Origin of the sequence: Burkholderia sp. F1, assembly GCF_050813845.1 — a bacterium.
Taxonomy (GTDB): domain Bacteria; phylum Pseudomonadota; class Gammaproteobacteria; order Burkholderiales; family Burkholderiaceae; genus Burkholderia; species Burkholderia ubonensis.
Map to the genome: position 1 here is coordinate 3,197,303 of NZ_CP172422.1, position 20,751 is coordinate 3,218,053.

The 20,751-nt window shown below is 67.4% G+C and carries 23 protein-coding genes and 1 riboswitch; of the genes, 13 read left to right on the top strand and 10 right to left on the bottom strand.

Features of this window, described 5'->3' with window-relative positions; translation table 11 throughout:
- Window position 1: 1 nt before the first annotated feature.
- Both ACFIMZ_RS32875 and ACFIMZ_RS32880 read right to left on the bottom strand, forming a co-directional pair.
- Window positions 2–289, bottom strand: a complete 288-nt coding sequence (locus tag ACFIMZ_RS32875; protein WP_431823600.1) for an ArsR/SmtB family transcription factor — start codon at window positions 287–289, stop codon at window positions 2–4.
- Window positions 290–310: 21 nt separating this feature from the next.
- Window positions 311–1,132: an alpha/beta fold hydrolase gene (locus tag ACFIMZ_RS32880; RefSeq protein WP_431823601.1), complete on the bottom strand. Its 822-nt coding sequence runs from the start codon at window positions 1,130–1,132 to the stop codon at window positions 311–313.
- Between the two features lie 137 nt (window positions 1,133–1,269).
- On the opposite strand from ACFIMZ_RS32880, the gene ACFIMZ_RS32885 reads away from it, so the two are divergent.
- A complete protein-coding gene (locus ACFIMZ_RS32885) occupies window positions 1,270–2,073 on the top strand; it encodes an AraC family transcriptional regulator (protein ID WP_431823602.1) in 804 nt (267 codons plus the stop codon).
- Here the strand turns inward: ACFIMZ_RS32885 and ACFIMZ_RS32890 are convergent.
- Window positions 2,070–2,702, bottom strand: coding sequence for a glutathione binding-like protein (locus ACFIMZ_RS32890; protein ID WP_431823603.1), 633 nt, complete (start codon window positions 2,700–2,702; stop codon window positions 2,070–2,072). The two genes, ACFIMZ_RS32885 and ACFIMZ_RS32890, sit on opposite strands and share 4 nt — an antisense overlap.
- Before the next feature lie 138 nt (window positions 2,703–2,840).
- Between ACFIMZ_RS32890 and ACFIMZ_RS32895 the strand changes: the two genes are divergently transcribed.
- The 3 genes from ACFIMZ_RS32895 (at window position 2,841) to ACFIMZ_RS32905 (ending at window position 4,799) form a co-directional block, all read left to right on the top strand.
- The gene (locus tag ACFIMZ_RS32895) at window positions 2,841–3,185 is read left to right on the top strand and encodes a winged helix-turn-helix transcriptional regulator (protein WP_431823604.1); all 345 of its coding nucleotides are present in this window, start codon (window positions 2,841–2,843) and stop codon (window positions 3,183–3,185) included.
- Between the two features lie 74 nt (window positions 3,186–3,259).
- Complete coding sequence (locus ACFIMZ_RS32900) at window positions 3,260–4,126, top strand: FG-GAP repeat protein (RefSeq protein ID WP_431823605.1); 867 nt, start codon at window positions 3,260–3,262, stop codon at window positions 4,124–4,126.
- 118 nt (window positions 4,127–4,244) lie between these two features.
- Entirely contained in the window at window positions 4,245–4,799 is a 555-nt protein-coding gene (locus ACFIMZ_RS32905) for a GNAT family N-acetyltransferase (protein WP_431823606.1), read from the top strand.
- A 65-nt stretch (window positions 4,800–4,864) separates the two neighbouring features.
- Here the strand turns inward: ACFIMZ_RS32905 and ACFIMZ_RS32910 are convergent, their stop codons facing one another.
- The 3 genes from ACFIMZ_RS32910 to ACFIMZ_RS32920 form a co-directional block, all read right to left on the bottom strand.
- The gene (locus ACFIMZ_RS32910; protein ID WP_431823607.1) at window positions 4,865–5,299 is read right to left on the bottom strand and encodes a GNAT family N-acetyltransferase; all 435 of its coding nucleotides are present in this window, start codon (window positions 5,297–5,299) and stop codon (window positions 4,865–4,867) included.
- 186 nt (window positions 5,300–5,485) lie between these two features.
- Entirely contained in the window at window positions 5,486–5,695 is a 210-nt protein-coding gene (locus tag ACFIMZ_RS32915) for a hypothetical protein (protein WP_431823608.1), read from the bottom strand.
- A gap of 9 nt (window positions 5,696–5,704) precedes the next feature.
- Window positions 5,705–7,024: a DUF3422 family protein gene (locus tag ACFIMZ_RS32920; protein WP_431823609.1), complete on the bottom strand. Its 1,320-nt coding sequence runs from the start codon at window positions 7,022–7,024 to the stop codon at window positions 5,705–5,707.
- Between the two features lie 180 nt (window positions 7,025–7,204).
- On the opposite strand from ACFIMZ_RS32920, the gene ACFIMZ_RS32925 reads away from it, so the two are divergent.
- Window positions 7,205–8,080 (top strand): LysR family transcriptional regulator, encoded by an 876-nt coding sequence (locus ACFIMZ_RS32925; RefSeq protein WP_010097423.1) that lies wholly within the window; start codon window positions 7,205–7,207, stop codon window positions 8,078–8,080.
- A 78-nt stretch (window positions 8,081–8,158) separates the two neighbouring features.
- On the opposite strand, the gene ACFIMZ_RS32930 is transcribed toward ACFIMZ_RS32925, so the two are convergent.
- The 3 genes from ACFIMZ_RS32930 to ACFIMZ_RS32940 form a co-directional block, all read right to left on the bottom strand.
- Complete coding sequence (locus ACFIMZ_RS32930; RefSeq protein ID WP_431823610.1) at window positions 8,159–8,632, bottom strand: cupin domain-containing protein; 474 nt, start codon at window positions 8,630–8,632, stop codon at window positions 8,159–8,161.
- A gap of 303 nt (window positions 8,633–8,935) precedes the next feature.
- A complete protein-coding gene (locus ACFIMZ_RS32935; RefSeq protein WP_431823611.1) occupies window positions 8,936–9,442 on the bottom strand; it encodes a 6,7-dimethyl-8-ribityllumazine synthase in 507 nt (168 codons plus the stop codon).
- Between the two features lie 68 nt (window positions 9,443–9,510).
- Window positions 9,511–9,667: riboswitch (FMN riboswitch) on the bottom strand.
- A gap of 124 nt (window positions 9,668–9,791) precedes the next feature.
- Window positions 9,792–10,709: a LysR family transcriptional regulator gene (locus tag ACFIMZ_RS32940; protein ID WP_431823612.1), complete on the bottom strand. Its 918-nt coding sequence runs from the start codon at window positions 10,707–10,709 to the stop codon at window positions 9,792–9,794.
- Window positions 10,710–10,963: 254 nt separating this feature from the next.
- Between ACFIMZ_RS32940 and fae the strand changes: the two genes are divergently transcribed.
- The 4 genes from fae to ACFIMZ_RS32960 all read left to right on the top strand — a co-directional run bounded on the left by fae (window position 10,964) and on the right by ACFIMZ_RS32960 (window position 14,928).
- Window positions 10,964–11,488 (top strand): formaldehyde-activating enzyme, encoded by a 525-nt coding sequence (gene fae / locus ACFIMZ_RS32945; protein ID WP_431823613.1) that lies wholly within the window; start codon window positions 10,964–10,966, stop codon window positions 11,486–11,488.
- A 41-nt stretch (window positions 11,489–11,529) separates the two neighbouring features.
- Window positions 11,530–12,552: an aldo/keto reductase gene (locus ACFIMZ_RS32950; protein WP_431823614.1), complete on the top strand. Its 1,023-nt coding sequence runs from the start codon at window positions 11,530–11,532 to the stop codon at window positions 12,550–12,552.
- A 14-nt stretch (window positions 12,553–12,566) separates the two neighbouring features.
- Window positions 12,567–14,018 (top strand): NAD-dependent succinate-semialdehyde dehydrogenase, encoded by a 1,452-nt coding sequence (locus ACFIMZ_RS32955; protein WP_431823615.1) that lies wholly within the window; start codon window positions 12,567–12,569, stop codon window positions 14,016–14,018.
- Between the two features lie 190 nt (window positions 14,019–14,208).
- Window positions 14,209–14,928 carry a hypothetical protein gene (locus tag ACFIMZ_RS32960; protein ID WP_431823616.1) on the top strand — a complete coding sequence of 240 codons (720 nt, stop codon included), beginning with the start codon at window positions 14,209–14,211 and terminating at the stop codon, window positions 14,926–14,928.
- A 57-nt stretch (window positions 14,929–14,985) separates the two neighbouring features.
- Here the strand turns inward: ACFIMZ_RS32960 and ACFIMZ_RS32965 are convergent, their stop codons facing one another.
- Window positions 14,986–15,300: a type II toxin-antitoxin system ParD family antitoxin gene (locus ACFIMZ_RS32965; protein WP_431823617.1), complete on the bottom strand. Its 315-nt coding sequence runs from the start codon at window positions 15,298–15,300 to the stop codon at window positions 14,986–14,988.
- A gap of 254 nt (window positions 15,301–15,554) precedes the next feature.
- Here ACFIMZ_RS32965 and ACFIMZ_RS32970 point away from each other — a divergent pair, with 254 nt between their 5' ends.
- The 4 genes from ACFIMZ_RS32970 (at window position 15,555) to ACFIMZ_RS32985 (ending at window position 20,742) form a co-directional block, all read left to right on the top strand.
- On the top strand, window positions 15,555–16,493 hold the full coding sequence (locus ACFIMZ_RS32970; protein ID WP_431825425.1) for a LysR substrate-binding domain-containing protein: 939 nt from the start codon (window positions 15,555–15,557) through the stop codon (window positions 16,491–16,493).
- A 173-nt stretch (window positions 16,494–16,666) separates the two neighbouring features.
- On the top strand, window positions 16,667–18,091 hold the full coding sequence (gene aldA, locus ACFIMZ_RS32975) for an aldehyde dehydrogenase (protein WP_431823618.1): 1,425 nt from the start codon (window positions 16,667–16,669) through the stop codon (window positions 18,089–18,091).
- A 114-nt stretch (window positions 18,092–18,205) separates the two neighbouring features.
- Window positions 18,206–19,528, top strand: a complete 1,323-nt coding sequence (locus ACFIMZ_RS32980) for an MFS transporter (protein WP_431823619.1) — start codon at window positions 18,206–18,208, stop codon at window positions 19,526–19,528.
- Window positions 19,525–20,742 (top strand): mandelate racemase/muconate lactonizing enzyme family protein, encoded by a 1,218-nt coding sequence (locus ACFIMZ_RS32985; protein WP_431823620.1) that lies wholly within the window; start codon window positions 19,525–19,527, stop codon window positions 20,740–20,742. Before ACFIMZ_RS32980 ends, ACFIMZ_RS32985 begins: the two co-directional genes overlap by 4 nt.
- The last annotated feature ends 9 nt before the right edge of the window (window positions 20,743–20,751 follow it).

Genomic DNA, 20,751 nt, shown 5'->3' on the forward strand with positions numbered 1-20,751 from the left:
GTCAAGAGCGGCGCTGCCAGAAGCCGGTCATCCGGCTTGTCCAGTCGATCAGCGGGGCCAGCGCGGAAAGCTGCGCGCTGTAGTGCGTCTGCCGGCCCTCGTGACGGTCACGCACCAGGCCGGCTTCCTTCAGGATACCGAGATGCTTCGACACGGCCGGTTGCGAAATCCCGGCCCGCGCCGTCAGCGCGCCGACCGTGTGCTCGCCCTCGCGACACAAGCGCTCGAAGATCGCCCGCCGGGTCGGGTCGGCGAGCGTTCGGAAGAGCACATCGTGATCGTGCGGCATGCCGGATTCATCACTCACGGGTTATGGATTGAATATAGTCGGCGATCGACGTGCGTCAAGTGGTGATGTCGAAACGCCTTCCGCCTCGGCCACCGCGAGCAGAAATGACTCGATCGCCGCCACCAGCGCCAGCGGGGTTTCATTCATCGGATAGTGGCCGGCGTTCGCCAGTACGTCGACCGTGGCAAGCGGATACCGCCGCAGGTAGGTCCTGGCCATCAGCGCCGCATCGAAGGTCGGATCATGCTCGCCCACCAGCACCTTCACCGGATGCCGCCCGTCAATCTCGTCGCTGAAGTCCGTATCGGCCCATGCGTGAAAGTAGGCAGCGAACGCTTCCGTCGACGAATGCTCTGCCGAATACGCCGCTTTCCATGCTACCCACGACGACGGCAATCGGCCGCCGGTGCTGCGATCGATGATGGCCCGCCGACTGTCCGGATGCTCGGCGGCGCCCTCGAACAACGCGCGCCTTGCGGCATCGAACGCGATGCCGCCGCACGGAACAGGCGCGACCGGCACCAGCGAACGCACGCGCTCGGGCGCGCATGCGGCGATCTTCTCGATCGCCATGCCGCCCATCGAATGACCGACGAGGCTGAATGTGCGAAAGCCGAGCGCATCCGCGATCGCAAGCGCATCGGCGGCGATCTCGTCGATCGTGTAAGCGCCGCGCGTTTCGCGCCTGTTGCCATAGCCACGATAATTCAGGAATACATAGTAGAACTTGTCTCGCGAAAGCCATGCTTCGATCGGCTCGAACGAGCGCGCGTCGCCGAACCAGCCGTGCAGCACAAGAACGGCATGAGGGCCATTCCCCACGCGATGAAAGGTATTGGACATATCGACTCCGGAAGAATCTCGATCAGGCGTCCGGCGATTGGTTCAACGACAGCTTCGCGCCAGACGTGAAACGGATCGTAGGCCGGTCGACACCGGCCCGCCTTCGACGTCAGGCCATTCGCCATAGAATACGGGCCATGCGAAATACCCTGCTCGATCCCTACGAGAACATCCCGCGCAGCGTGGTGGTGACCGCGAACGACTATCCGGCCGGCCTGACGTTCCCGGCGCACGCGCATCGACGCGGGCAGTTCGCGTTTGCTTCGCGCGGCGCAATCAGCATGGCCACCCCGCAGGGCCGCTGGCTTGTGCCGCCGCAGCGGGCCTGCTGGGTCCCGGCCGGCGTCGAGCATGAAATGACGATGAGCGGCCCGGTCACGATGCTCAATACCTTCGTGTCAGGCGACGCGGCGCATGCGGCGGGATTGCCGGACCGCTGCTGCGTGTACGGCGTATCGCCGTTGCTGAAGCAACTGCTCGACGGCGCGGTCGACCTCCCGGCGCTGTACGACGTCGACGGACGCGCCGGCAAGCTGATGGCTTTGCTCGTCGCGGAAATGGCGGCCATGCCGCGCCTGTCGCTTCATGCGCCGTTGCCGGACGATCCCCGGCTGGCAAGAGTGTGCCGGCGCCTGTTCGAAGCGCCGTCGATCGCGATCGATCTCGACACCGTGGCGGCCGACGCCGGGATGAGCAGACGGACCTTCACGCGGCTCTTCCGCGTGCAGACCGGCGTGAGCTTCGCCGCATGGCGGCAGCAGGTCTGCCTGCTCGCGGCGGTCGCGCGCCTGAGCCAGGGGCAGCCGGTGACCCGGGTCGCGCTCGACCTCGGCTATGCGAGCCCCAGCGCATTCACGTCCGCGTTTCGGCGCGTGCTTGGGGAGACGCCGAGCCGGTATCTGGCAGTGCGTCCACGGTGCCGCGACGCGAACGGCACCTAGTCCGGCAGCCCGTCCGCCGCCAGCACCTGCTGCACCGACGCGCGGCGCCTGACCCGCTCGTACCAGGCCTCGAGATGACGATACGCGCCAAGGTCGATATCCGCGTTGTACACCGACCGCATCCACGCCGCCTTGCCCCAGCCCGTCAGCGCGAACAGATACGCGTCCGCGATCGTGAACGCGTCGCCCAGCAGGAAGGTTCGTCCGGCCAGTTGCCGGTCGGTCCACGCATAGCGGCTGTCGAGCTTTTTCCGCGCGGGCTCCACGTACTTGCCGGCCAGGCCGGCATACAGCAGCGGGATGAATCCCTTGTGGATTTCCGCCGTCAGGAAATTGAGCCACTCGAGCAGCCGATAGCGTTCCATCGTGCCGTGCGCGGGTGCGAGTCCCGCTTCCGGGCGCTGGTCGGCGAGGAACTGCGCGATGACGGGCCCTTCCCGCAGGCACGTGCCGTCGTCGAGTTCGAGCAGCGGCACGTAGCCGAGCTCGGCGACGTCGTAGTAGTCGCGGCCGTCTTCGGTCACGTGCCTGCGCGGATCGACCTTGATGATGTCGACGTCCAGCTCGAGCTCGCGGAGCACGATATGAACGGCTTGCGAACAGCTGCCGGGGGCGTGATAGAGCTTCATGGCGTTCCCTGATGTTTCGATGTGAATGTATCGATGTGCGACGATGCGGACGCTAATATCACGCATCGAAACGCCGATGAGAAGACGGCAGTTGTTTGTGCCGTAGCCACAAAAATTTCACCGACCGAGCCTGACCGCATGAAAACGAGTGCAACCGGATGTTCCGTTGAAGAAGCGATGCGCCTGCTGGGAGGACGCTGGCGACTGCTGCTGGTGTCGTACCTGCTCGACGGGCCGAAACGCTTCAGCGACCTGCGCCGCGACGTGCCGGGCATCTCGCAGCGGATGTTGACCCTCGATCTCCGGGCGCTCGAAGATGCCGGGCTCGTGCGGCGGACCGTGTATCCGGAAGTGCCGGTCAAGGTCGAGTACGACCTCACCGCCGACGGCGACCGGCTGCGGCCCGTCGTCGAAGTCATGCGCGACTTCGGTCTGTGGCTGAAGGCGCGCGACGCCGAAGCCGTGCCTGCGGACATGCCATGACGGCGGCGCACGCGCGCGTCGCCAGCGTCGATCCGCACACGAACACCCGCCCGCGCCCTCGATCAGGAGAACCGATGAAACGCCCCGTTCCGCCCCGACTGTTCCTGCGCCTCGCCGCGGCCGGCTTCGCCTGTTGCGCGCTGCCCGCCGCCGCGCATGCCGCCGAGCCGCTGCTGACGTTCAAGGTCGACCGCGACGTGACCGCCCGCATCGAGCGCGCCGATGGCGAGCATTTCACCGTCCGCTTCCTGCCGCGCGGCAACACGCAGACGCTGGACGTCGGCGTCACCGACGAAGAAGGACGCTACGATTTCGAGACCGCCGACTACAACTTCGACGGCCATCAGGACCTTGCGGTCACCGCGCCGAGCGGCATGGTCAACTTCAGCTACCGGATCTACCTGTACGACGCGGCCCGCGGGCGTTTCGAGCTGCTGCGCATGCCGGCGGACGACCGGCCGCACGGCCAGTGCGGCGAACTGACCGACGTCGTCCCGAAGCCGACGGAGCATACGCTGTACAGCTCGTGCCGCGGCGGCGCGCTCTGGTACACCGACGCCTATCGCTACGACGGCAACGGCCGGCTGTATCTCTACCAGGCCAGCGAAGCGATGCCGGACGACGTGAGCGCGCTGCTCGACGATGCCCCCGGCGTGGGGCCCGCATCGATGCTCGCGACCTACGACGCGCGCGGCCGCCGAATCGCGCGCCGCCCTGACGCGTATGGCGGCGGCAAGGTCACGTTCAAGGTGCGGGTGGCGCGGCTGCCGCTGCACGACGCGACGACGGATGCGCCGACCCGGCGCTATGTCGTCGCGGGCGACACGCTGGAAATGATCGATGTCAGCGCCGACAATCGCTGGCTGAAGGTGCAGTACGGCAATCCGCGCGCGGGCGTCGTGTCGGGCTGGATCAGCGTGCGGGAAGCAACGGCCGGCTGACGCGGCGCGCCGGCGCTTCCCGCACATTGGACGCGCGGCATACACTCGATCCCTTGCGTGCGAGCGCGCCATGACGCACCGGCTCGCCGCGATCCCGCCAACCACACGGCCCAGAGACATGAACCCGAGCGAACGCGCCTGTATCGAGAAAGTGGCAGCGCTATCCGTCGACGAACTGAATGCATGCGATTTCTCGCTGGACATCGCGCACGAACTGAATGCGCCGTACCAGGACCTTCTCGATTGCCGCCCCGTTCCGCTGCGTCGCAAGGACTACGGCTTCGATCCCGCCGGATGGGCGCAGGAAGCCGCCGGCCGCAACGCGCTGTTTCAGGCGACGGCGCGCGGACGCCTCGCCGGATTCGTCGCGATATCGGAGAGCTGGAACGGCATGGCGGAAATCGCCGAGATCGCGGTCGATCGCGCGCATCGCGGGCAAGGGATCGGGCAATTGCTGCTGTCGGCCGCGGCAACGTGGGCGAGCGGTGAGCGATTCGATTTCATGCGGCTGGAGACCCAGGCCAACAACGTGCCGGCATGCCGCGCGTATGCGCGTGCGGGCTTCGTTCCGGGTGGCCATGATCGCTTCCTTTACGCAGGCGGCGAGAACGACGGCGAGGTCGCGCTGTTCTGGTACAAGGACCTGCGCAGGGAAGCCGCCGGGCAAGCCTGACGTGCTTGCAGACAGCGCATGCGACGGGCCGACCGGGCGATGCGCTCCCGATCGGCCGACGATGCTCAGAGTTCCTTGACCATGAACACGCGCGCGGCCCCGGCCGGCTGGCACGGCACCTCGCCGAATGCGCGGTAGCCGTGCTTCTCGTAGAACGCGGGCGCCTGGAACGTGATCGTGTACAGCACCGCGCGAGCGCAGCCGCGCTGCTTCGCCTCCGCTTCCGCCGTGTGCAGCAGCTTGCTGCCGAGGCCGTCCTTGCGCAGGGATTCGGGCAGGTACAGCAGGTCGATGAAGAACAGCCCCAGCGAGGTCCGGCCGACCAGCCCGCCGAGGATCTCCCCGGTCTTCGGGTCGGTCACGTACACGTCGAGCGCCGTGTTGTCGGGCTGGCCGGTAATCGCGTCGTTGTATTCGTTGAGCTTGCGGCCGATCAGGTCTCGTGCCGTCGGCTGTCCGACAGCGGCCAATTGGATTGCAACGTCTGATGGAGCGGTCATGTCAATGTATTTATCGGCGAAAGAATGTCGGGCCGGTTGATCCGGCCCCCTCGGAAACTGCCGCGCCATTCTGCCCGATATTCACCGCTTCCGCCTCGGCCGCTTGCCGCGCCGAAGCAGCCGCGCGCGTCACGTCAATCGACGCGCTCGGCCTCGACGACCTGCGGGCGGCTTCGGCGATGCGGCTCAGTTGTAGCCGAGGATCGCGGCCGTCGCGACATCCGGCCGGTCGGTCGTGCCGCCGACGAGCGACGCCGTCGGCTCCTGCAGCACCGCCTGATACGACGACACGCGTGCGTCGTCCCCATTGTCCGCATTGCCCGCGTCGTCCCATGCCGGCTCGGCGAGATCGTCCATGCTCGAGAAGAACCCGGGTTGCATTTGCGAAAAAGTCATCTCCACTCCTTACGTTGTCGTTGATTTTCTGAACATCTTCGCCGGCTCGCCGTCGCGGCCGGCATCCGCATGCGCCATCTGCGCGCGGGTGCGCCGCGTGATGTGGATCACCGCGAGCACGACCGGCGCGATCAGCAGCCCTTCCGCCAGCTCGGGATCGACCGGCAGGCTCAGCACGTGCAGCGCCTTGAACGCGGCCGCCGCGAGCGACAGCACGTAGTACGAGATCGCGGCGACGGACAGCCCTTCCACCGCATGCTGCAGATGCAGCTGGTTGCGCGCGGTGCGCTCCATGCCGGCGAGCAGCCGCGTAACGTCCTTTTCCTGCGCGAGATTGACGCGGGTGCGCAGCAGGTCGACCGCGCGCGCGATGCGGTCGGCGATCTGCTCGCGGCGCGCCCATACGCTGCGGCACGTCTCCATCGCGGGCGCGAAGCGCCGCTCCATGAACTCCGCGATCGTCGGCATCCCCTCGATGCGCTCCTCGCGCAGCTCCTGGATGCGCGCGAGCACGAGCTTCTCGTACGCGCGCGACGCGCTGAAGCGCCCGCCGGACCCCGACAGCGATTCGACGCGCACCGCCAGGTGCGTGAGTTCGACCAGCAGCGCCGCGTCGTCGCCCTGCGCGCCGTGCGCGTCCATCCGCTGCATCAGCGCCTGCAGCGACGCGTGGATCTCGTCGAGATCGCGGCTCATCCGGCGCGCGACCGGCAGCGCGAGCAGCGCCATCATCCGGTAGGTTTCGATTTCATACAGACGCTGCAGCAGGCGGCCGCCCTGCTCTTCGCGGAAGTCGTCGTCGACGACGAGAAAGCGCATGAAGCCGTCGTGCCGCACGTGCCAGTCGCAGAACACCTTGCCGCCGCCGAGCACGTTGCCGCCGACCATCATCGGCCCGTCGAACCAGCGCCGCACGTCGCGGCACGCGAGCCGCGCGGCGTCGCCCGACAGCAGCTCCATGCGCACCGCGACGAAGCGGATCCCTGCCAGCCGCGCGAACCACGCGGCCGGGATGCCTTCGATCGCGAGATCGTCGAAATAGCCGGTATCGCGGCGCGGCGCGACGAACGTGAAGGTCGAGAACTCGGTGTGGCGCTCCCACTTCAGATGCCAGCCGCTCGGCGACTGCACCGCGTAGTGCGTCGCGCCGTCGTGCGGCGCCGCGATGCCCGCGTCGCGGCACAGCGCGTGCAGCAGCGTGTCGTGAATCGCCGGTTCGCCATCCGAATAGATCGCGTAATGGGTCAGCGCCACGGATTCGGCCAGCCGCAGGAACGGCCGGGCGTGCAATTCCGCGGCCAGTGCGGCGCGCAACGGATGGTCCATCATCGGTACACCGGGTTTTCCTCGTTCAACAGCGCGGGTTCGGCATGCCGGCAACCGTGGCCTGGCATGGCCCGACGCGCCGGCGGCCGCAGCGGAATCGCTTGCGTGATCGCACTATGGCACGCACGTAGCGACAATAAAAACGCATAATGTTGATCGTTACCTTCAGTTTTCCTGATACCCATGAAGATGCTCGATCACGACGTGCTCGCCACCGTCGTCGCGGTCGCCGAGACCGGCAACATGACCCGGGCCGCCGAAGCCGTGAACCGCTCGCAATCCGCCGTCAGCATGCAGATCAAGAGCCTCGAGGACGCACTGGGACGGCCGCTGTTCATGCGCCGGCCGCGCAGCATCGTGCTGACGCGCGAGGGCGAGGTGCTGCTGGGCTTCGCGCGGCGCATGCTCGCGCTGCGCGACGAGGCGTGGGCCGCCGTGGTGCGGCCGGAGGTGACCGGCAAGGTGGTGATCGGCGTGCCGGACGACTATGCGTCGTCGCTTCTTCCTTCAGTGCTTAAGAAATTCTCCGCGTCGTATCCGAAGGTCGAGATCCAGGTGATCGGGCTGCCGAGCAGCGCGCTCGCGCCGCTGCTCAAGGACGGCACCGTCGATCTCGTGTGCGGCACGCGCGTGAAGGGCCTGTCCGGCGATTTCGTGCGCCACGAGCCGATGGCGTGGGCCGCGATGACCAACGGGCCGCGCGTATGGGAAGAACGGCCGCTGCCGATCGCGGTGTTCATGCCCGGCAGCGTCGCGCGCGAGAACGCGATCCGCAGCCTCGAACGCGCGAAGGTGCCGTACCGGACCTCGTATGAAAGCCCGAGCCTGCTCGGACTGATCAGCATGGTGGAAGCGGGGCTCGCGGTCGCGCCGCTCGCGCGCTGCGCGATTCCCGCGCAACTGACGGTGCTCGGACGCTCGCATGGGCTGCCCGACCTGCCGCCGCTCGAGATGATCCTCGCGCGCAGCACGAAATCGAAGCGGCCGCCGTGCGACTTCCTCGCCGAGCAGATCATGGAGGATCTGCAGCGGCAGACGGGGCAGGCCGGCGACGCGTAGGCGCGAAGCGCGAGTGCTCGGGCGAACGGTGCGCCGGCCGCCGCCGCAGTCACGCCCGCTTCCGCGGCGCGGACGCGTTCACTTCTTTCTCGGATCGTCCGCCGGGTTCACATACACAATCCCCCACGGCCCGTTCACGTTGATCTGGAGCACGGCTTCTTCGCTGGTCCACGCGAAGTGGTGCATCCTCGGCGGCATCACGATCATGCTGCCGGGCCCGAGCGGCCGCGTATTCTCCGGGTCGAGCGTGTCGCCCATCCCGTAGTTGAACACGCCGGACAGCACGGTGACCCGTTCGACGTTCGGATGCCAGTGCGGCGCCACCTTCGCATTGGCCGGTAATCTGACGCGCGCGACGATCGGCCCCTTCTTGTCCATCTTTCCTTCGAGAAGCGCGATCTGTGCGCCGGGCACCAGCGGAAAATCGTCCCATTTGATCTCGTCGGGCGTCACGATCATCACGTGGCCTGCCGACTGCGCCCATCCCGCGGGCGGAGCGGCCAGACAGGCCGCGACAACCAGCACGGCAATCGAGAATTGTCTGCTTTTCATTCTGCTCTCCTTGTGACGGCCACGTACCAGGACTTCGCCGATTCCCGCACCGACGCTGCCGTTCGGCAGCGAATACGCGTTCACAGCGAAGCTGTATCGAACATAGGAGAGGCACGACACGATGCCAATGAGACAAACCCGGAGCGGCCGCGCCGGGATGATCTGAAGAATGGCATGCGTGTGCGTGCGCGATCACGACCGGATCGCGGAATGGCGCGGGCACCGCGAATGACGTCGTGCGTGCCGCAGGCGGTCAAGCCTCGGCACGCACGCTCGCGGTTCCGCGCGTTCGTTACGCGAGCGTCACGCGGCCGGCTTCATCGCGAGAAGCGCAGACTCCCCTTTCAACGCGGCGACTTTACCGACCGTGTCGACGCACGCGCGCGCAAGCTCCGCGCCCTTCACGACGAAATGCTCGTGGAAGAAATTGACGTGTTCGCCCGAGCCATGGAAATGATGCGGGGTCAACACCGCCGACAGCACGACGACTTCGGTTTCGAGCTGGACCTGCATCAGCCCGGAAATCACGGCTTGAGCGACGAACTCATGGCGGTAGATGCCGCCGTCGACGACCAGCCCGGCACAGGCGATGGCCGCATACTTGCCCGTTTTCGCGAGCAGCTTTGCGTGCAACGGAATCTCGAAAGCACCCGCCACTTCGAAGAAGTCGCAGTCCGAACCCATGTTCGCATCGTTCAGTCCCGAGACAAACGCGGCTCGGCACTGGTCCACGATCTCCTTGTGCCAGCAGGACTGGACGAAAGCGATACGACGGGAAGCGGTTTGGGAAAGGCTTGGAATCTGGGTCATGAGCTGATCCTGTGTCTGAGTTAAACGGGCGCACAGGGACGAGCCGCGTACCTTGCGTACGCAACCAACCCCGCTCTCTCTCATCCGGACTTTAACCGTCGGCCCCGGAATCACACCGGGTCTGCTGACCTTGCCGTCGGGAAATCCTTGGCAAGCGCTCGCGGGCTACACGCAACTGCCGTGATTACCGCCGGTGGGGAATTTCACCCCGCCCTGAGAACGTTCACGGCATGACTGCCGCGCGAGGAATCTACCACAATCCCGGCGCGGAATTGGTCGGGGCCGGGTTGACGGGGATATCGAGCGTGCCGACATGAGCCGGCTTCATGGATCCTTCGCACCCTGCGTGCTACGCGAACGCGTCGATCGACGCGCGGCGCCGCGCGTCGACCATCGCTTCGATCAGCGACACGAGATCGTCGGTCAGCGGATCGCAGATGCCGGGCGAGCGGTGCAGTTCGAGATCGGCGGGCGGCAGCGGCGGCAACCCGTCCGCCTCGTCGAGCACGCGCCAGTTCTCGGGCAGCGTGCAGCGATCGATCATCGTCACGGCCGCGCCGTGATTGACCGCGATCTTGATGCCGGTCGGGCTCTGGCTCGTATAGACGACGTGATACGGCCGCTCGGCCGTCGCGAGCGCATGCAGCCCGCGCTGCCGGTAGCAGCACGTCTCCGGAAACAGCGCGAGCGGCACCGACGCCTGCCGGTCGAGCGCGAAATCGCGGTGCGCGGCCCACACGACGTCGTCGCGGCCGAGATGCCGGCCGCCCGCTTGCGGCCCGTGCCGCACGACGAGCGCGACGTCGAGCTCGCCGGCCTGCAGCCGTTCGAGCAGTTCGAGCGACATCCGGCAATGCACGTGCAGACGCGCACCCGGCCGCAGTTCGTAGAACGACTTCAGCAGGTCGGGCAGCCACAGTTCCGCGTAATCCTCGGGCAGCCCGAAGCGCACGACGCCGCGATCGCTGCTGGTCTGCTTCAGCGCGATGATCGCCTCGTTCTGCACCTGGATGATCCGCCGCGCGTGGATCAGGAAGTTCTCGCCGTCGCGCGACAGCTCGAGCCGCCGGCTGTTGCGCAGGAACAGGTGCGTGTCCAGCCGCTCCTCGAGCGTGCGGATCCGCAGGCTGATCGTCGACTGCGTGCGGTGCAGCTGCCGGGCCGCCGCGGTGAAGCCGCCGCTTTCGACGACGGCGACGAACGCGCGGATCAGCTCGGGATCGAGCGAACTCAATTTCGACCAATCGGGCCTTTGAATGGCAGCCATCGGAATTACTCGCTTTCGAAAATTGCCGGGCCGACCAAAGATAGGGCTCGGAGTACGCCGATTGTTGTCCGAACGCGCTCGGCCCTCCAACCCCTGACCGGGTATGACAAACCCGGAGCCGGCACGCGTATTCGCGACCGGATCAGGGCTTTCCCGGAGACGACGAACACGCAACCCCGATCTGGAACCCTCTATTCACGGGCCGCCGTGCCGCCGCCCGCCATCGCCTCACCCTCTATCGACGAGACATCGCAATGACCGCAACCCACCCCAGAACGCTGTATATCGGCGAAGGCTTCGAAGGCCCCGGCGTCAACCTCGCTCACATCAACGTGCTGATCGGCCCGCGCGACGGCCCCGCCGGCCAGGCGTTCGCGACCGCGCTCGCGACGCCGTCGGCCGGCCACGCGCCGTTCGTCGTCATCGCACAACCGGGCGTGCCGACCAAGCCGCTCACGCTCTACGTCAACAAGGCGCAGATCGCGGGCGACTTCCACGGCAACGCGACGTGGGGCGCGTCGCAGGCCGGCATCGCGAAGGCCGTCGCCGAGGCGCTCGAGAACGGCACGCTGCCGCCCGAGGCGGAAAACGACTGGGTGGTCGTGTCGGCAAACTGGGTGAACCCGAGCACCGACGACCTCGACGCCGTCTTCGAGAACAACTACCGCGCATGCCGCAACGCGATCGTCGCAGCGATGGCGGGCCTGCCGCATCGCGATGCCGTGTTCGCCGCCGCGCGCAACGTCTCGAACCCGTTCTACACCCCGAAACAACGCTGACAGACAACGAGCGGCCGCGTCAGGCCGCGCATGGAGGAAACATGGAATACGTCCGCCTCGGCCGGTCCGGCCTGAAGGTGTCGCGCCTGTGTCTCGGCACGATGAACATGGGCACCCCGCAATGGAAGCCGTGGATCTTCGACGAGGCGCAGAGCGAGCCGATCGTGCGCCACGCGCTCGACGCCGGCGTCAACTTCATCGATCTCGCCGACTTCTATTCGACGGGCGTGGGCGAGGAAGTGGTCGGACGCATCCTCAAGCGCAACGCGCGCCGCGAGGAAATCGTCGTGACGACCAAGGTCGGCTACGACATGGGCGCCTACCCGAACGCGGGCGGCCATTCGCGCAAGCACATCCTCGACGGGATCGACGGGTCGCTCGCGCGGCTCGGAATGGACTACGTCGACATCTACATGCTGCACTTCTTCGACGTGAACACGCCGGTCGACGAGACGATGGGCGCGATGCACGACATCGTGCGCGCGGGCAAGGCGCGCTACATCGGCGTGTCGACGATGTACACGTGGCAGTTCGCGAAGATCATGCAGGCGTGCGAGCGCAACGGCTGGGACAAGCCGATCAACATGCAGCTGCAGCTCAACCTCGCGTATCGCGAGGAGGAGCGCGAAATGATTCCGTACTGCGTCGACCAGGGCGTCGGCGTGTCGGTGTTCAGCCCGCTCGCGCGCGGCCTGCTGACCTGCGAGCCGCAGTCGACGCGCAACCGGACCGACTTCTTCACCGCGCAGATGTATGGCGACCCCGCGTCGCGCGCAATCGCGGAATCGGTCGCGAGAGTCGCAATGCGGCGCGGCGTGCCGCCTGCGCAGATCGCGCAGGCGTGGGTGCTCGGCCGGCCGGGCGTCGCGAGCATGCTGGTCGGCGCGGATTCGGTCGCGCAGTTCGACAGCGCGCTCGGCGCGCTCGAAACGCAGCTCACCGACGACGAGCTGCACGAGCTCGAACGCAACTACACGCCGTGCGACCTGATCAACGACTACACGGCCGGCACGCGCATCGCGCGCGAGTCGCGCCCGGCGCAGGGCAGCTTCGCGGCAGACTGAAGGAACGAGACACGATGAGCGAATTTCTGAGGACCGGCCATTACATCGGCGGCGAATGGCATGAACCGCACGGCGCGAGCGACGCGACCTACGCGGTGCTGAATCCGGCGACCGGCGAGACGATCGCGCAGGTCGCGAAGGGCGGCGCCGACGCCGCGCAACGCGCGATCGGCGCGGCCGAACGCGCGTTTCCTGCATGGCGCGCGCTGACCGCGAAGGAACGCGGCGCGCGCGTGAAGCGCTGGGGCGAACTGATGCTCGAGCACCGCGACGCGCTAGCCGGGCTGCTGACGCGCGAACAGGGCAAGCCGCTCGCGGAGGCGCGCGGCGAAGTCGGCTACGCGGCGAGCTTCCTCGAATGGTTCGCGGAAGAAGCGAAGCGGATGTACGGCGACGTGATCCCGAGCCCGAAGCCGGATGCGCGGATCGTGGTCACGCGCGAGCCGGTCGGCGTCGTCGCGGCGATCACGCCGTGGAACTTCCCGCTCGCGATGATCACGCGCAAGGCCGGCCCCGCGCTCGCGGCCGGCTGCACGATGGTGCTGAAGCCGTCCGAGGAAACGCCGCTGTCCGCGTTCGCGCTCGCGGTGCTTGCCGAGCGCGCGGGCATCCCGGCCGGCGTGTTCAACGTCGTGTCCGGCGACGCGGTCGCGATCGGCGCCGCGCTGACCGAGTCGCCGGTCGTGCGCAAGCTGTCGTTCACGGGCTCGACGCGCGTCGGCAAGCTGCTCGCGAGGCAGTCGGCCGACACGTTGAAGAAGCTGTCGCTCGAGCTCGGCGGCAACGCGCCGTTCATCGTGTTCGACGACGCCGATCTCGATGCGGCGGTCGTCGGCGCGATTGCGTCGAAGTTCCGCAATACCGGGCAGACCTGCGTGTGCGTGAACCGCTTCCTCGTGCAGGACGGCGTGTACGACGCGTTCACGCGCAAGCTCGCCGATGCGGTGCTCAAGCTGCGCGTCGGCAACGCGCTCGCGGGCGACGTCGACCAGGGGCCGCTGATCAACGCGGCGGCGCTCGCCAAGGTCGAAGCGCATGTCGCCGATGCGACGGCCAAAGGTGCGCACGTGCTCACGGGCGGCCGGCGGCACGCGCTCGGCGGCACGTTCTACCAGCCGACCGTGCTGACGGGCATGACGCCCGGCATGCTGATCGCCGAAGAGGAAACCTTCGGCCCGGTCGCCGCGTGCTTCCGCTTCGCGACCGAGGAGGAAGCGATCGCGGCGGCCAACGACACGCCGTTCGGGCTGTCCGCCTACTTCTTCACGCGCGACCTCGGCCGCGCGTGGCGCGTGGCCGGCGCGCTCGAAAGCGGGATGGTCGGCGTCAACGACGGGATCATCTCGACCGAAGTCGCGCCGTTCGGCGGCGTGAAGCAGTCGGGGCTCGGCCGCGAAGGCTCGAAGTACGGGCTCGACGAATACGTCGAGCTCAAGTACACGCTGATGGCCGGACTGGGCCGCTGAGCGCCCCGCGCCACGCTCACGTGCGCGTCGCTCGTCACGCTCGCAGGGGGCTGGTCGGGATGATCGTATCGAACCGGGCATCTGATGCCGGCGGAGGCGTCGGGCATCGAAGGGGGGCGGGCCGGGCGTTCATGCGCAGGTCGGCACGCTCGTGTACGCTTGCTCGACCATCCCCCTGCGAACGCCAAACATGATTGAAGACATCGACACCGCGCAGCCCTACCTGAAGGTCTATCCGGCCGATTCGGACGTGTTCGCCGAACCGTCGTCCCCCGTCGCACGCCACGTGCACCCGCTGGTCTCGATCGACCTTGCCGCCGTCGATCCGTCCTGGCAAGGCTGGATCCACCTGGTCAGCCCGGTCGAGCCGTATGACGGGCTCGTCGGACAGAGCACGGCCGAATTCCACAACGACTATCTCCGTGCGAACTGGATCGGGTTCCGGCTGGACGCGAACGACCGCTACGAACTGCTCGGCGACCTGCGCTACTTCTACCTGGAAAACCCGCCGAACGACGACGACGCGGACGACCGGCAGGACCTGGAGCAGCACTATGCGGAGCAGCAGGCCAGCATCGACGCGGCGCGCCGCCGCTATGCGCAGCATGGCCGCCTCTACTCGGCCAACCAGTACGCGCCGGCCGACCGCGATTTCAGCCAGGAGACGCCCTGCAATCTCGTCGACCAGCTCGGCGGCGGCGTCGGCTGGGGCAACTGGTGCAGCACGTCCGATTTCCCGATCGACGACAGCGACAAGGACGATATCCGGCCGATCGGGCCGGACGGCGCGCGCTTTCGCTTTGTCGCCGCCGTCACCGGCTGGGAATACCGCGGCGTCGGCCCCGGCTGGATCCTGCTGTTCTACGAGCCGGCGAGCCGCGTGGCGTTGCTGACCTTCGACTGGTCGTGATGCACGCGGCGTGACCGGCATCGATGCGGGATCGCCAGGCCCCGGCTGCGGCCGGGTTCATGTGTCCAGCCAGGAAGCTATTCGCATTCCAGACAATACGGGAATCGCGGCATCACTCGGAACAGAATCGACGCGTAGTCTCGCGCGCCATGCGGCACGTGAAGCATGTCGATCCGTGTCGGCGCCGCGTTCTGCTTGCGCATCGGCAAGGCTGCGCGCGATCACGGCGTCCAGCGCATCCAGTTGCGCCTCGCGATCCTGAATCAGGCGCACGCCTTCCCGAAGCACTTCGCTCCTGGACCCGTAGCGCGCCGATTCGACCAGCTTCGCGACGTAAGTCTCCAGTTGCCGGCCCGGTTCGGCACCGATCATGTCGACCTCCCGACGGCATTGAACTCAATGCGCGCAGGGTAGCCAGGTTATCAACTATCATCAAAAAGACGGCCTCCAGACGGATCGGCGCGAATGCAGGCATCGCCGATCGAACGGATCGACGGCACGCGGCTCGTATCGGGCACGTCCCGGCCACGCCGGCCTGCTCGCGCCAGTCGGCCCACAGCGTCAGGCGCTTGCCCCCTACAATAAGCATCCCGCACCAAACGACGACCCCGCCCGTGAGACGCAAGATGCCGGCGCTGAATGCGCTGAAAGCCTTCGAGATGGCCGGACGCACCGGCAGCTTCACGCGCGCGGCCGAGCTGCTCAACGTCACGCAAAGCGCCGTGAGCCGCCAGGTCCGGCAGCTCGAAAACCAGCTCGGCGAAACGCTGCTCGAGCGCCGCCATCACCAGCTCGAACTGACGGCGGCCGGCCGCGTGCTGCTACGCGCGCTGCAGCAGTCGTTCGACAAGATCGAGCTGACCGTGCGCAGCCTGCAGGAAAAGACCCATCTGAACCGGCTGCGCGTGAACGTGCCGCCGACCTTCGCCGCGCGCTGGCTGATGCCGCGCCTCGGCCGGCTGCGCGAGGCCCACCCGGAATTCGAGCTGAGCCTCACGACGCGCATCCAGGACAGCCTCGGCGAATCGCGCGTGCTCGACTGCGCGATCCGCTTCGGCGACGGCGAATGGGACGGCTTCGACAATGCGCTGCTGATGCAGGAGCAGCATATCGCCGTCTGCTCGCCCGCACTGTATGCGCGGCTGCGGCAGGACGGCGCGCCGATCGACCTGAGCCGCTTCACGCTGCTGCACGTGCTCGCGACCGACGACCAGCGTTACCTGACCTGGCAGCACTGGCTGAAAGCGGCCGGGATTACGGACGTCGACACGCGCGGCGGCTACGAATTCGATCTGCTCGACCATGCGATCCGCGCGGCGATCGACGGGCTCGGCATCACGATCGCCGACCGCCACATGGTCGCGCGCGAGCTCGCGACCGGACAGCTGATGCAGGTGCTCAACGTGCACGTCGACGGCCACCAGTCGTACTGGCTCGTCACGCGGCCCGAGCAGACGAACCTGCCGCACATCGTGCAGTTCCGCGACTGGCTGCAGCAGGAGGTCTGGCTGTCGAAGCGCCATCTCGAACCGTCGTCGCCGCTGCCGCAGCCGCCGCTGCGCTGACCGGGCGGGCGCTTCCAGCCGCTCCGCCGAGTAACATGCGTTTTTCTCACGCTTCACCCGAAAATAAGTCGTTTGCCGTGCATTAAACGCATGACCAGAATGGCTCCTGTCCCGTGACGCGCGTTTCGCCATCCGAAGCGATCCGCCCGCCCCCCAATCGGAGGAGCCATTTCATGCGCACCGAACGCAATTACGTGAACGGCCGTTTCGTCGCCCCGCAAAGCGACGCGTTCATCGCTGTCCGCAATCCCGCCACCGAAGCCGAGTTCGCGCGCGTGCCCGCCGCGTCGCCCGCCGAAGTGCTCGCCGCCGTCGCCGCCGCCGCCGCCGCGCAGAAGGCATGGCGCAAGCTGCCGAGCGCCGGGCGAGCCGCGTACCTGCACCGGCTCGCCGACGCACTGACCGCGCGTGCGCCGGCGATCGGCGCGGCGCTCGCGCAGGAGTCCGGCAAGAGCGTCGAGGATGCGACCAACGAAGCCGTCTACGCGGGCCAGATCACGCGCTATCACGCGGAATGGGCGCGCCGGATCGAAGGCGAGATCATCCCGAGCGATACGCCCGACGAAAACCTGTTCCTGCAGCGCGAGCCGATCGGCGTCGTCGCGTGCCTGATCCCGTTCAACTATCCCGTCTATACGCTGCTGCGCAAGGTCGCGCCCGCGCTGATCGCGGGCAACGCCGTGGTCGTGCGCCCGAGCAACCACACGCCGGTGTCCGCGTTCGAGATCGCGAAGGCGGTCGACGATGCAGGCTTCCCGCCGGGCGTCGTCAACCTCCTGACGATGGATCACGCGACGGCCGAGGCGCTGTGCACGCATCCGGCGGTCGGCATGATCACGCTGACGGGCAGCGTGAACGCCGGTCGCAAGGTGCTCGACTACTGCAAGGCGAACATCGCGAAGCCGTCGCTCGAGCTCGGCGGCAAGACGCCCGCGATCATCGAGCCGGACGCCGATCTCGAACACGCCGCCGCCGCGCTCGTCGCGTCGAAGACGACGCACTGCGGCCAGTTGTGCACGGCGATCGAGCGCGTGTACGTGCACGACAGCGTGCACGACCGCTTCGTCGCGCTGCTGAAGGAGAAGATGGGCGCGGTGCGCAGCGGCGACCGTGCAACTGATCCGTCGCGAATGGGCCCGCTCGTCAGCGCGTCGGCGCGCGCGCACATCCACGGGATGGTCGAACACGCGATCGCGGAAGGCGCGACGCTCGAAACCGGAGGTGTCATCCCAGACGGCCCCGGCTTCTTCTACCCGGCGACGCTCTTGACCGGCTGCCGGCAGGACATGGAAATCGTGCAGGAGGAAACCTTCGGCCCGATCATGCCCGTGCTGCGCTACCGGACGATCGACGAAGCGATCGCGTTCGCGAACGACCACCAGTTCGGGCTGTCGTCGGTGCTCTACACCGAGAACTACCGCACCGCGATGCAGGTCGCGAACGCGATCGAGGCGGGCGAGCTGTACGTGAACCGCACGCCGGCCGACCCGTACCAGGGCTTCCACGCCGGCTGGAAACGCTCGGGCCTCGGCGGCGACGACGGCAAGCACGGGATGCTCGAATTCACGCAGACGCGCCTCGTCGTCATGAAGTACTGACCGGCCACCCCCGCCGGCGCGCGGCGCGAACCCGCCGCGCACCGGCCCGCGATCCAATACGACAAAGAGACACGGAGACGTCCGCATCGCGGCGATCTCCCGGAGGAAGACATCATGCCGACCCAACCGTCGACGCCCGCCGCGTCGCTCGCGTTGCCCGCCAATGGGCAAGCCGCGCACGACTCGCGCGCGCAGCGCTACCTGCAACTGCTGCTGCTCGTGATCGCCGCGGGCGCGATCTACCCGATGCTGTACCTGCGGCAGGTGTACCAGCCGACGATGCTGCAGTTCTTCCGCATCGACGACGTACAACTCGGCTACCTGTATTCGTCGCTCGGCACGATCTTCCTCGTCAGCTACCTGCCGAGCGGCTGGCTCGCCGACCGCCTGTCGCCGCGCTGGCTGATCTGCTTCTCATTGGTCGCAACGGGCGCGCTCGGGCTCGTCTACGCGACCGGACCGTCGTTCCACGCGCTCGTGCTGATCTTCGGCGGCTGGGGGCTGACGACGGGCCTCACGTTCTGGGCGGCCGTGATCAAGCGCGTGAACGTGATCGCGGGCCCCGACGAGCAGGGCCGCTTCTTCGGCCTGCTCGACGGCGGGCGCGGCCTCGTCGAGGCGCTGCTCGCGACGATCGCGATCACGCTGTTCGCGTACGTCACGCAGACGCGCGGCGGCACCGACGCAGCCGGCTTCAGGCTCGTCGTGCATCTGTATGCGTTCTGCTGCATCGCGCTCGGCGTGCTGCTCGCGCTGGTGAAGGAACCGCCGCGCGGGCACGAACGCCCTACGACGACGAAGCGCCGTCAAGGCAGCGTGCTGACCGACCTGAAGACGCTCGCGGCGATTCCCGAGCTGTGGCTCGTCGCGGCGATCGTGTTCTGCGGCTACCAGGTGTTCTGGGCGACCTTCAGCTTCTCGGCCTACCTGCACGAAGGCAACTTCGGCCTCAGCGTGACGGCGGCCGGCTTCATCACGACGCTCAAGCTGTGGATGCGCCCCGTCGGCGGGATCGGCGGCGGCTTCCTCGGCGACCGCGTGTCGAAGGTGTCGGTGCTGTTCTGGGCGCTCGTGCTCGCGGCGCTGTCGCTCGTCGGCCTGATCGCCGCGCCGCCGCATGGCCCGCAGGCGATGCTCGTCGTGCTCGTGCTGTTCATCGGCATCCTCACCTACGCGATCCGCGGCCTGTACTGGTCGCTGCTCGACGACTGCCGCGTGCCGACCCATTGCGCGGGTCTCGCGATCGGCCTGATCTCGGTGCTCGGCTATTCGCCCGACGTATTCGTGCCGCTGATCAACGGCTACGTGACGCAGACCTGGCCCGGCGCGCACGGCTACCAGCTCTATTTCGGCTACATCGCAGCCATCGCGCTGTGCGGCGCGGGCGCGGCTGCGCTCCTCAAAACCCGCCTCAACCGCATCAAGGAGTCCGCATGAAGATCGTGTCGCTTGAAACCCACATCGTCGCCGTGCCGCCGCCGCATGTCGGCGGCATGTACTGGATCTTCGTGAAGCTGAAGACCGACGACGGCATCGAAGGCGTCGGCGAGATCTATTCGGCGACGTTCCATCCGAAGGCGATGGGCCCGGTCATCGCCGACGTGTTCGACCGCTACCTGCTGAACCACGACCCGCACCACGTCGAGCGGCTGTTCCGCCAGGCGTATTCGAGCGGCTTCACGCAGCGGCCGGACCTGACGATGATGGGCGTGGTCAGCGGGCTCGAGATGGCGTGCTGGGACATCATCGGCAAGGCCGCCGGCAAGCCCGTGTACGAACTGCTCGGCGGGAAGATCCACGAGCGGCTGCGCTCGTACACGTACCTTTACCCGAAGAACGCGAACGGCGAATACGACTACGACGATCCCGACCTCGCCGCCGAATGCGCGGCCGAGAACGTGAAGCTCGGCTTCACGGCGGTCAAGTTCGACCCGGCCGGCCCGTACACCGCTTACTCGGGGCATCAGCTTTCGCTCGACGTGCTCGACCGCTGCGAGACGTTCTGCCGCAAGGTGCGCGAGGCGGTCGGCAGCAAGGCCGACCTGCTGTTCGGCACGCACGGGCAGATGGTGCCGTCGTCGGCGATCCGGCTCGCGAAGCGGCTCGAAAAGTACGACCCGCTGTGGTTCGAGGAGCCGGTTCCGCCGGGGCTGGAGGAAGCGCTCGCCGAAGTCGCGAGGCATACGTCGATTCCGATCGCGACCGGCGAGCGCCTGACGACCAAGTACGAATTCCACAAGCTGCTGCAGGCGGGCGGCGCGTCGATCCTGCAGCTCAACGTCGCGCGCGTGGGCGGGCTGCTCGAAGCGAAGAAGATCGCGACGCTCGCCGAAGTGCACTACGCGCAGATCGCGCCGCACCTGTACAACGGCCCGGTCGGCGCGGCCGCGAGCATCCAGCTCGCGACCTGCACGCCGAACTTCCTGATCCAGGAAAGCATCATGACGTGGGGCGGCTTCCACGCGGAAGTCGTAAAGACGCCGATCCGCTGGGAAGACGGCTACATCATCCCGTCGACCGAGCCGGGCCTCGGCATCGAGCTCGACATGGACGTGGTGAAACGCCACACGCCGTACACCGGCGAGCGGCTGCACCTGCAGATGGGCGAGCTGCCCGTCGACGTGAAGAACCTCGCGCCCGCGAAGGGCTGACGCCGAAGG

Bases quoted from the DNA above. Each gene is read 5' to 3' on its own strand.
- ACFIMZ_RS32875 (WP_431823600.1), bottom strand. From the start codon at position 289: ATGCCGCACGATCACGATGTGCTCTTCCGAACGCTCGCCGACCCGACC.
- ACFIMZ_RS32965 (WP_431823617.1), bottom strand. From the start codon at position 15,300: ATGATCGGTGCCGAACCGGGCCGGCAACTGGAGACTTACGTCGCGAAG.
- aldA (WP_431823618.1), top strand. From the start codon at position 16,667: ATGCGCACCGAACGCAATTACGTGAACGGCCGTTTCGTCGCCCCGCAA.
- ACFIMZ_RS32880 (WP_431823601.1), bottom strand. From the start codon at position 1,132: ATGTCCAATACCTTTCATCGCGTGGGGAATGGCCCTCATGCCGTTCTT.
- ACFIMZ_RS32910 (WP_431823607.1), bottom strand. From the start codon at position 5,299: ATGACCGCTCCATCAGACGTTGCAATCCAATTGGCCGCTGTCGGACAG.
- ACFIMZ_RS32980 (WP_431823619.1), top strand. From the start codon at position 18,206: ATGCCGACCCAACCGTCGACGCCCGCCGCGTCGCTCGCGTTGCCCGCC.
- ACFIMZ_RS32935 (WP_431823611.1), bottom strand. From the start codon at position 9,442: ATGACCCAGATTCCAAGCCTTTCCCAAACCGCTTCCCGTCGTATCGCT.
- ACFIMZ_RS32985 (WP_431823620.1), top strand. From the start codon at position 19,525: ATGAAGATCGTGTCGCTTGAAACCCACATCGTCGCCGTGCCGCCGCCG.
- ACFIMZ_RS32895 (WP_431823604.1), top strand. From the start codon at position 2,841: ATGAAAACGAGTGCAACCGGATGTTCCGTTGAAGAAGCGATGCGCCTG.
- ACFIMZ_RS32970 (WP_431825425.1), top strand. From the start codon at position 15,555: ATGCCGGCGCTGAATGCGCTGAAAGCCTTCGAGATGGCCGGACGCACC.
- ACFIMZ_RS32905 (WP_431823606.1), top strand. From the start codon at position 4,245: ATGAACCCGAGCGAACGCGCCTGTATCGAGAAAGTGGCAGCGCTATCC.
- ACFIMZ_RS32955 (WP_431823615.1), top strand. From the start codon at position 12,567: ATGAGCGAATTTCTGAGGACCGGCCATTACATCGGCGGCGAATGGCAT.
- ACFIMZ_RS32885 (WP_431823602.1), top strand. From the start codon at position 1,270: ATGCGAAATACCCTGCTCGATCCCTACGAGAACATCCCGCGCAGCGTG.
- ACFIMZ_RS32900 (WP_431823605.1), top strand. From the start codon at position 3,260: ATGAAACGCCCCGTTCCGCCCCGACTGTTCCTGCGCCTCGCCGCGGCC.
- ACFIMZ_RS32960 (WP_431823616.1), top strand. From the start codon at position 14,209: ATGATTGAAGACATCGACACCGCGCAGCCCTACCTGAAGGTCTATCCG.
- ACFIMZ_RS32920 (WP_431823609.1), bottom strand. From the start codon at position 7,024: ATGATGGACCATCCGTTGCGCGCCGCACTGGCCGCGGAATTGCACGCC.
- ACFIMZ_RS32890 (WP_431823603.1), bottom strand. From the start codon at position 2,702: ATGAAGCTCTATCACGCCCCCGGCAGCTGTTCGCAAGCCGTTCATATC.
- ACFIMZ_RS32930 (WP_431823610.1), bottom strand. From the start codon at position 8,632: ATGAAAAGCAGACAATTCTCGATTGCCGTGCTGGTTGTCGCGGCCTGT.
- ACFIMZ_RS32950 (WP_431823614.1), top strand. From the start codon at position 11,530: ATGGAATACGTCCGCCTCGGCCGGTCCGGCCTGAAGGTGTCGCGCCTG.
- ACFIMZ_RS32925 (WP_010097423.1), top strand. From the start codon at position 7,205: ATGAAGATGCTCGATCACGACGTGCTCGCCACCGTCGTCGCGGTCGCC.
- ACFIMZ_RS32915 (WP_431823608.1), bottom strand. From the start codon at position 5,695: ATGACTTTTTCGCAAATGCAACCCGGGTTCTTCTCGAGCATGGACGAT.
- ACFIMZ_RS32940 (WP_431823612.1), bottom strand. From the start codon at position 10,709: ATGGCTGCCATTCAAAGGCCCGATTGGTCGAAATTGAGTTCGCTCGAT.
- fae (WP_431823613.1), top strand. From the start codon at position 10,964: ATGACCGCAACCCACCCCAGAACGCTGTATATCGGCGAAGGCTTCGAA.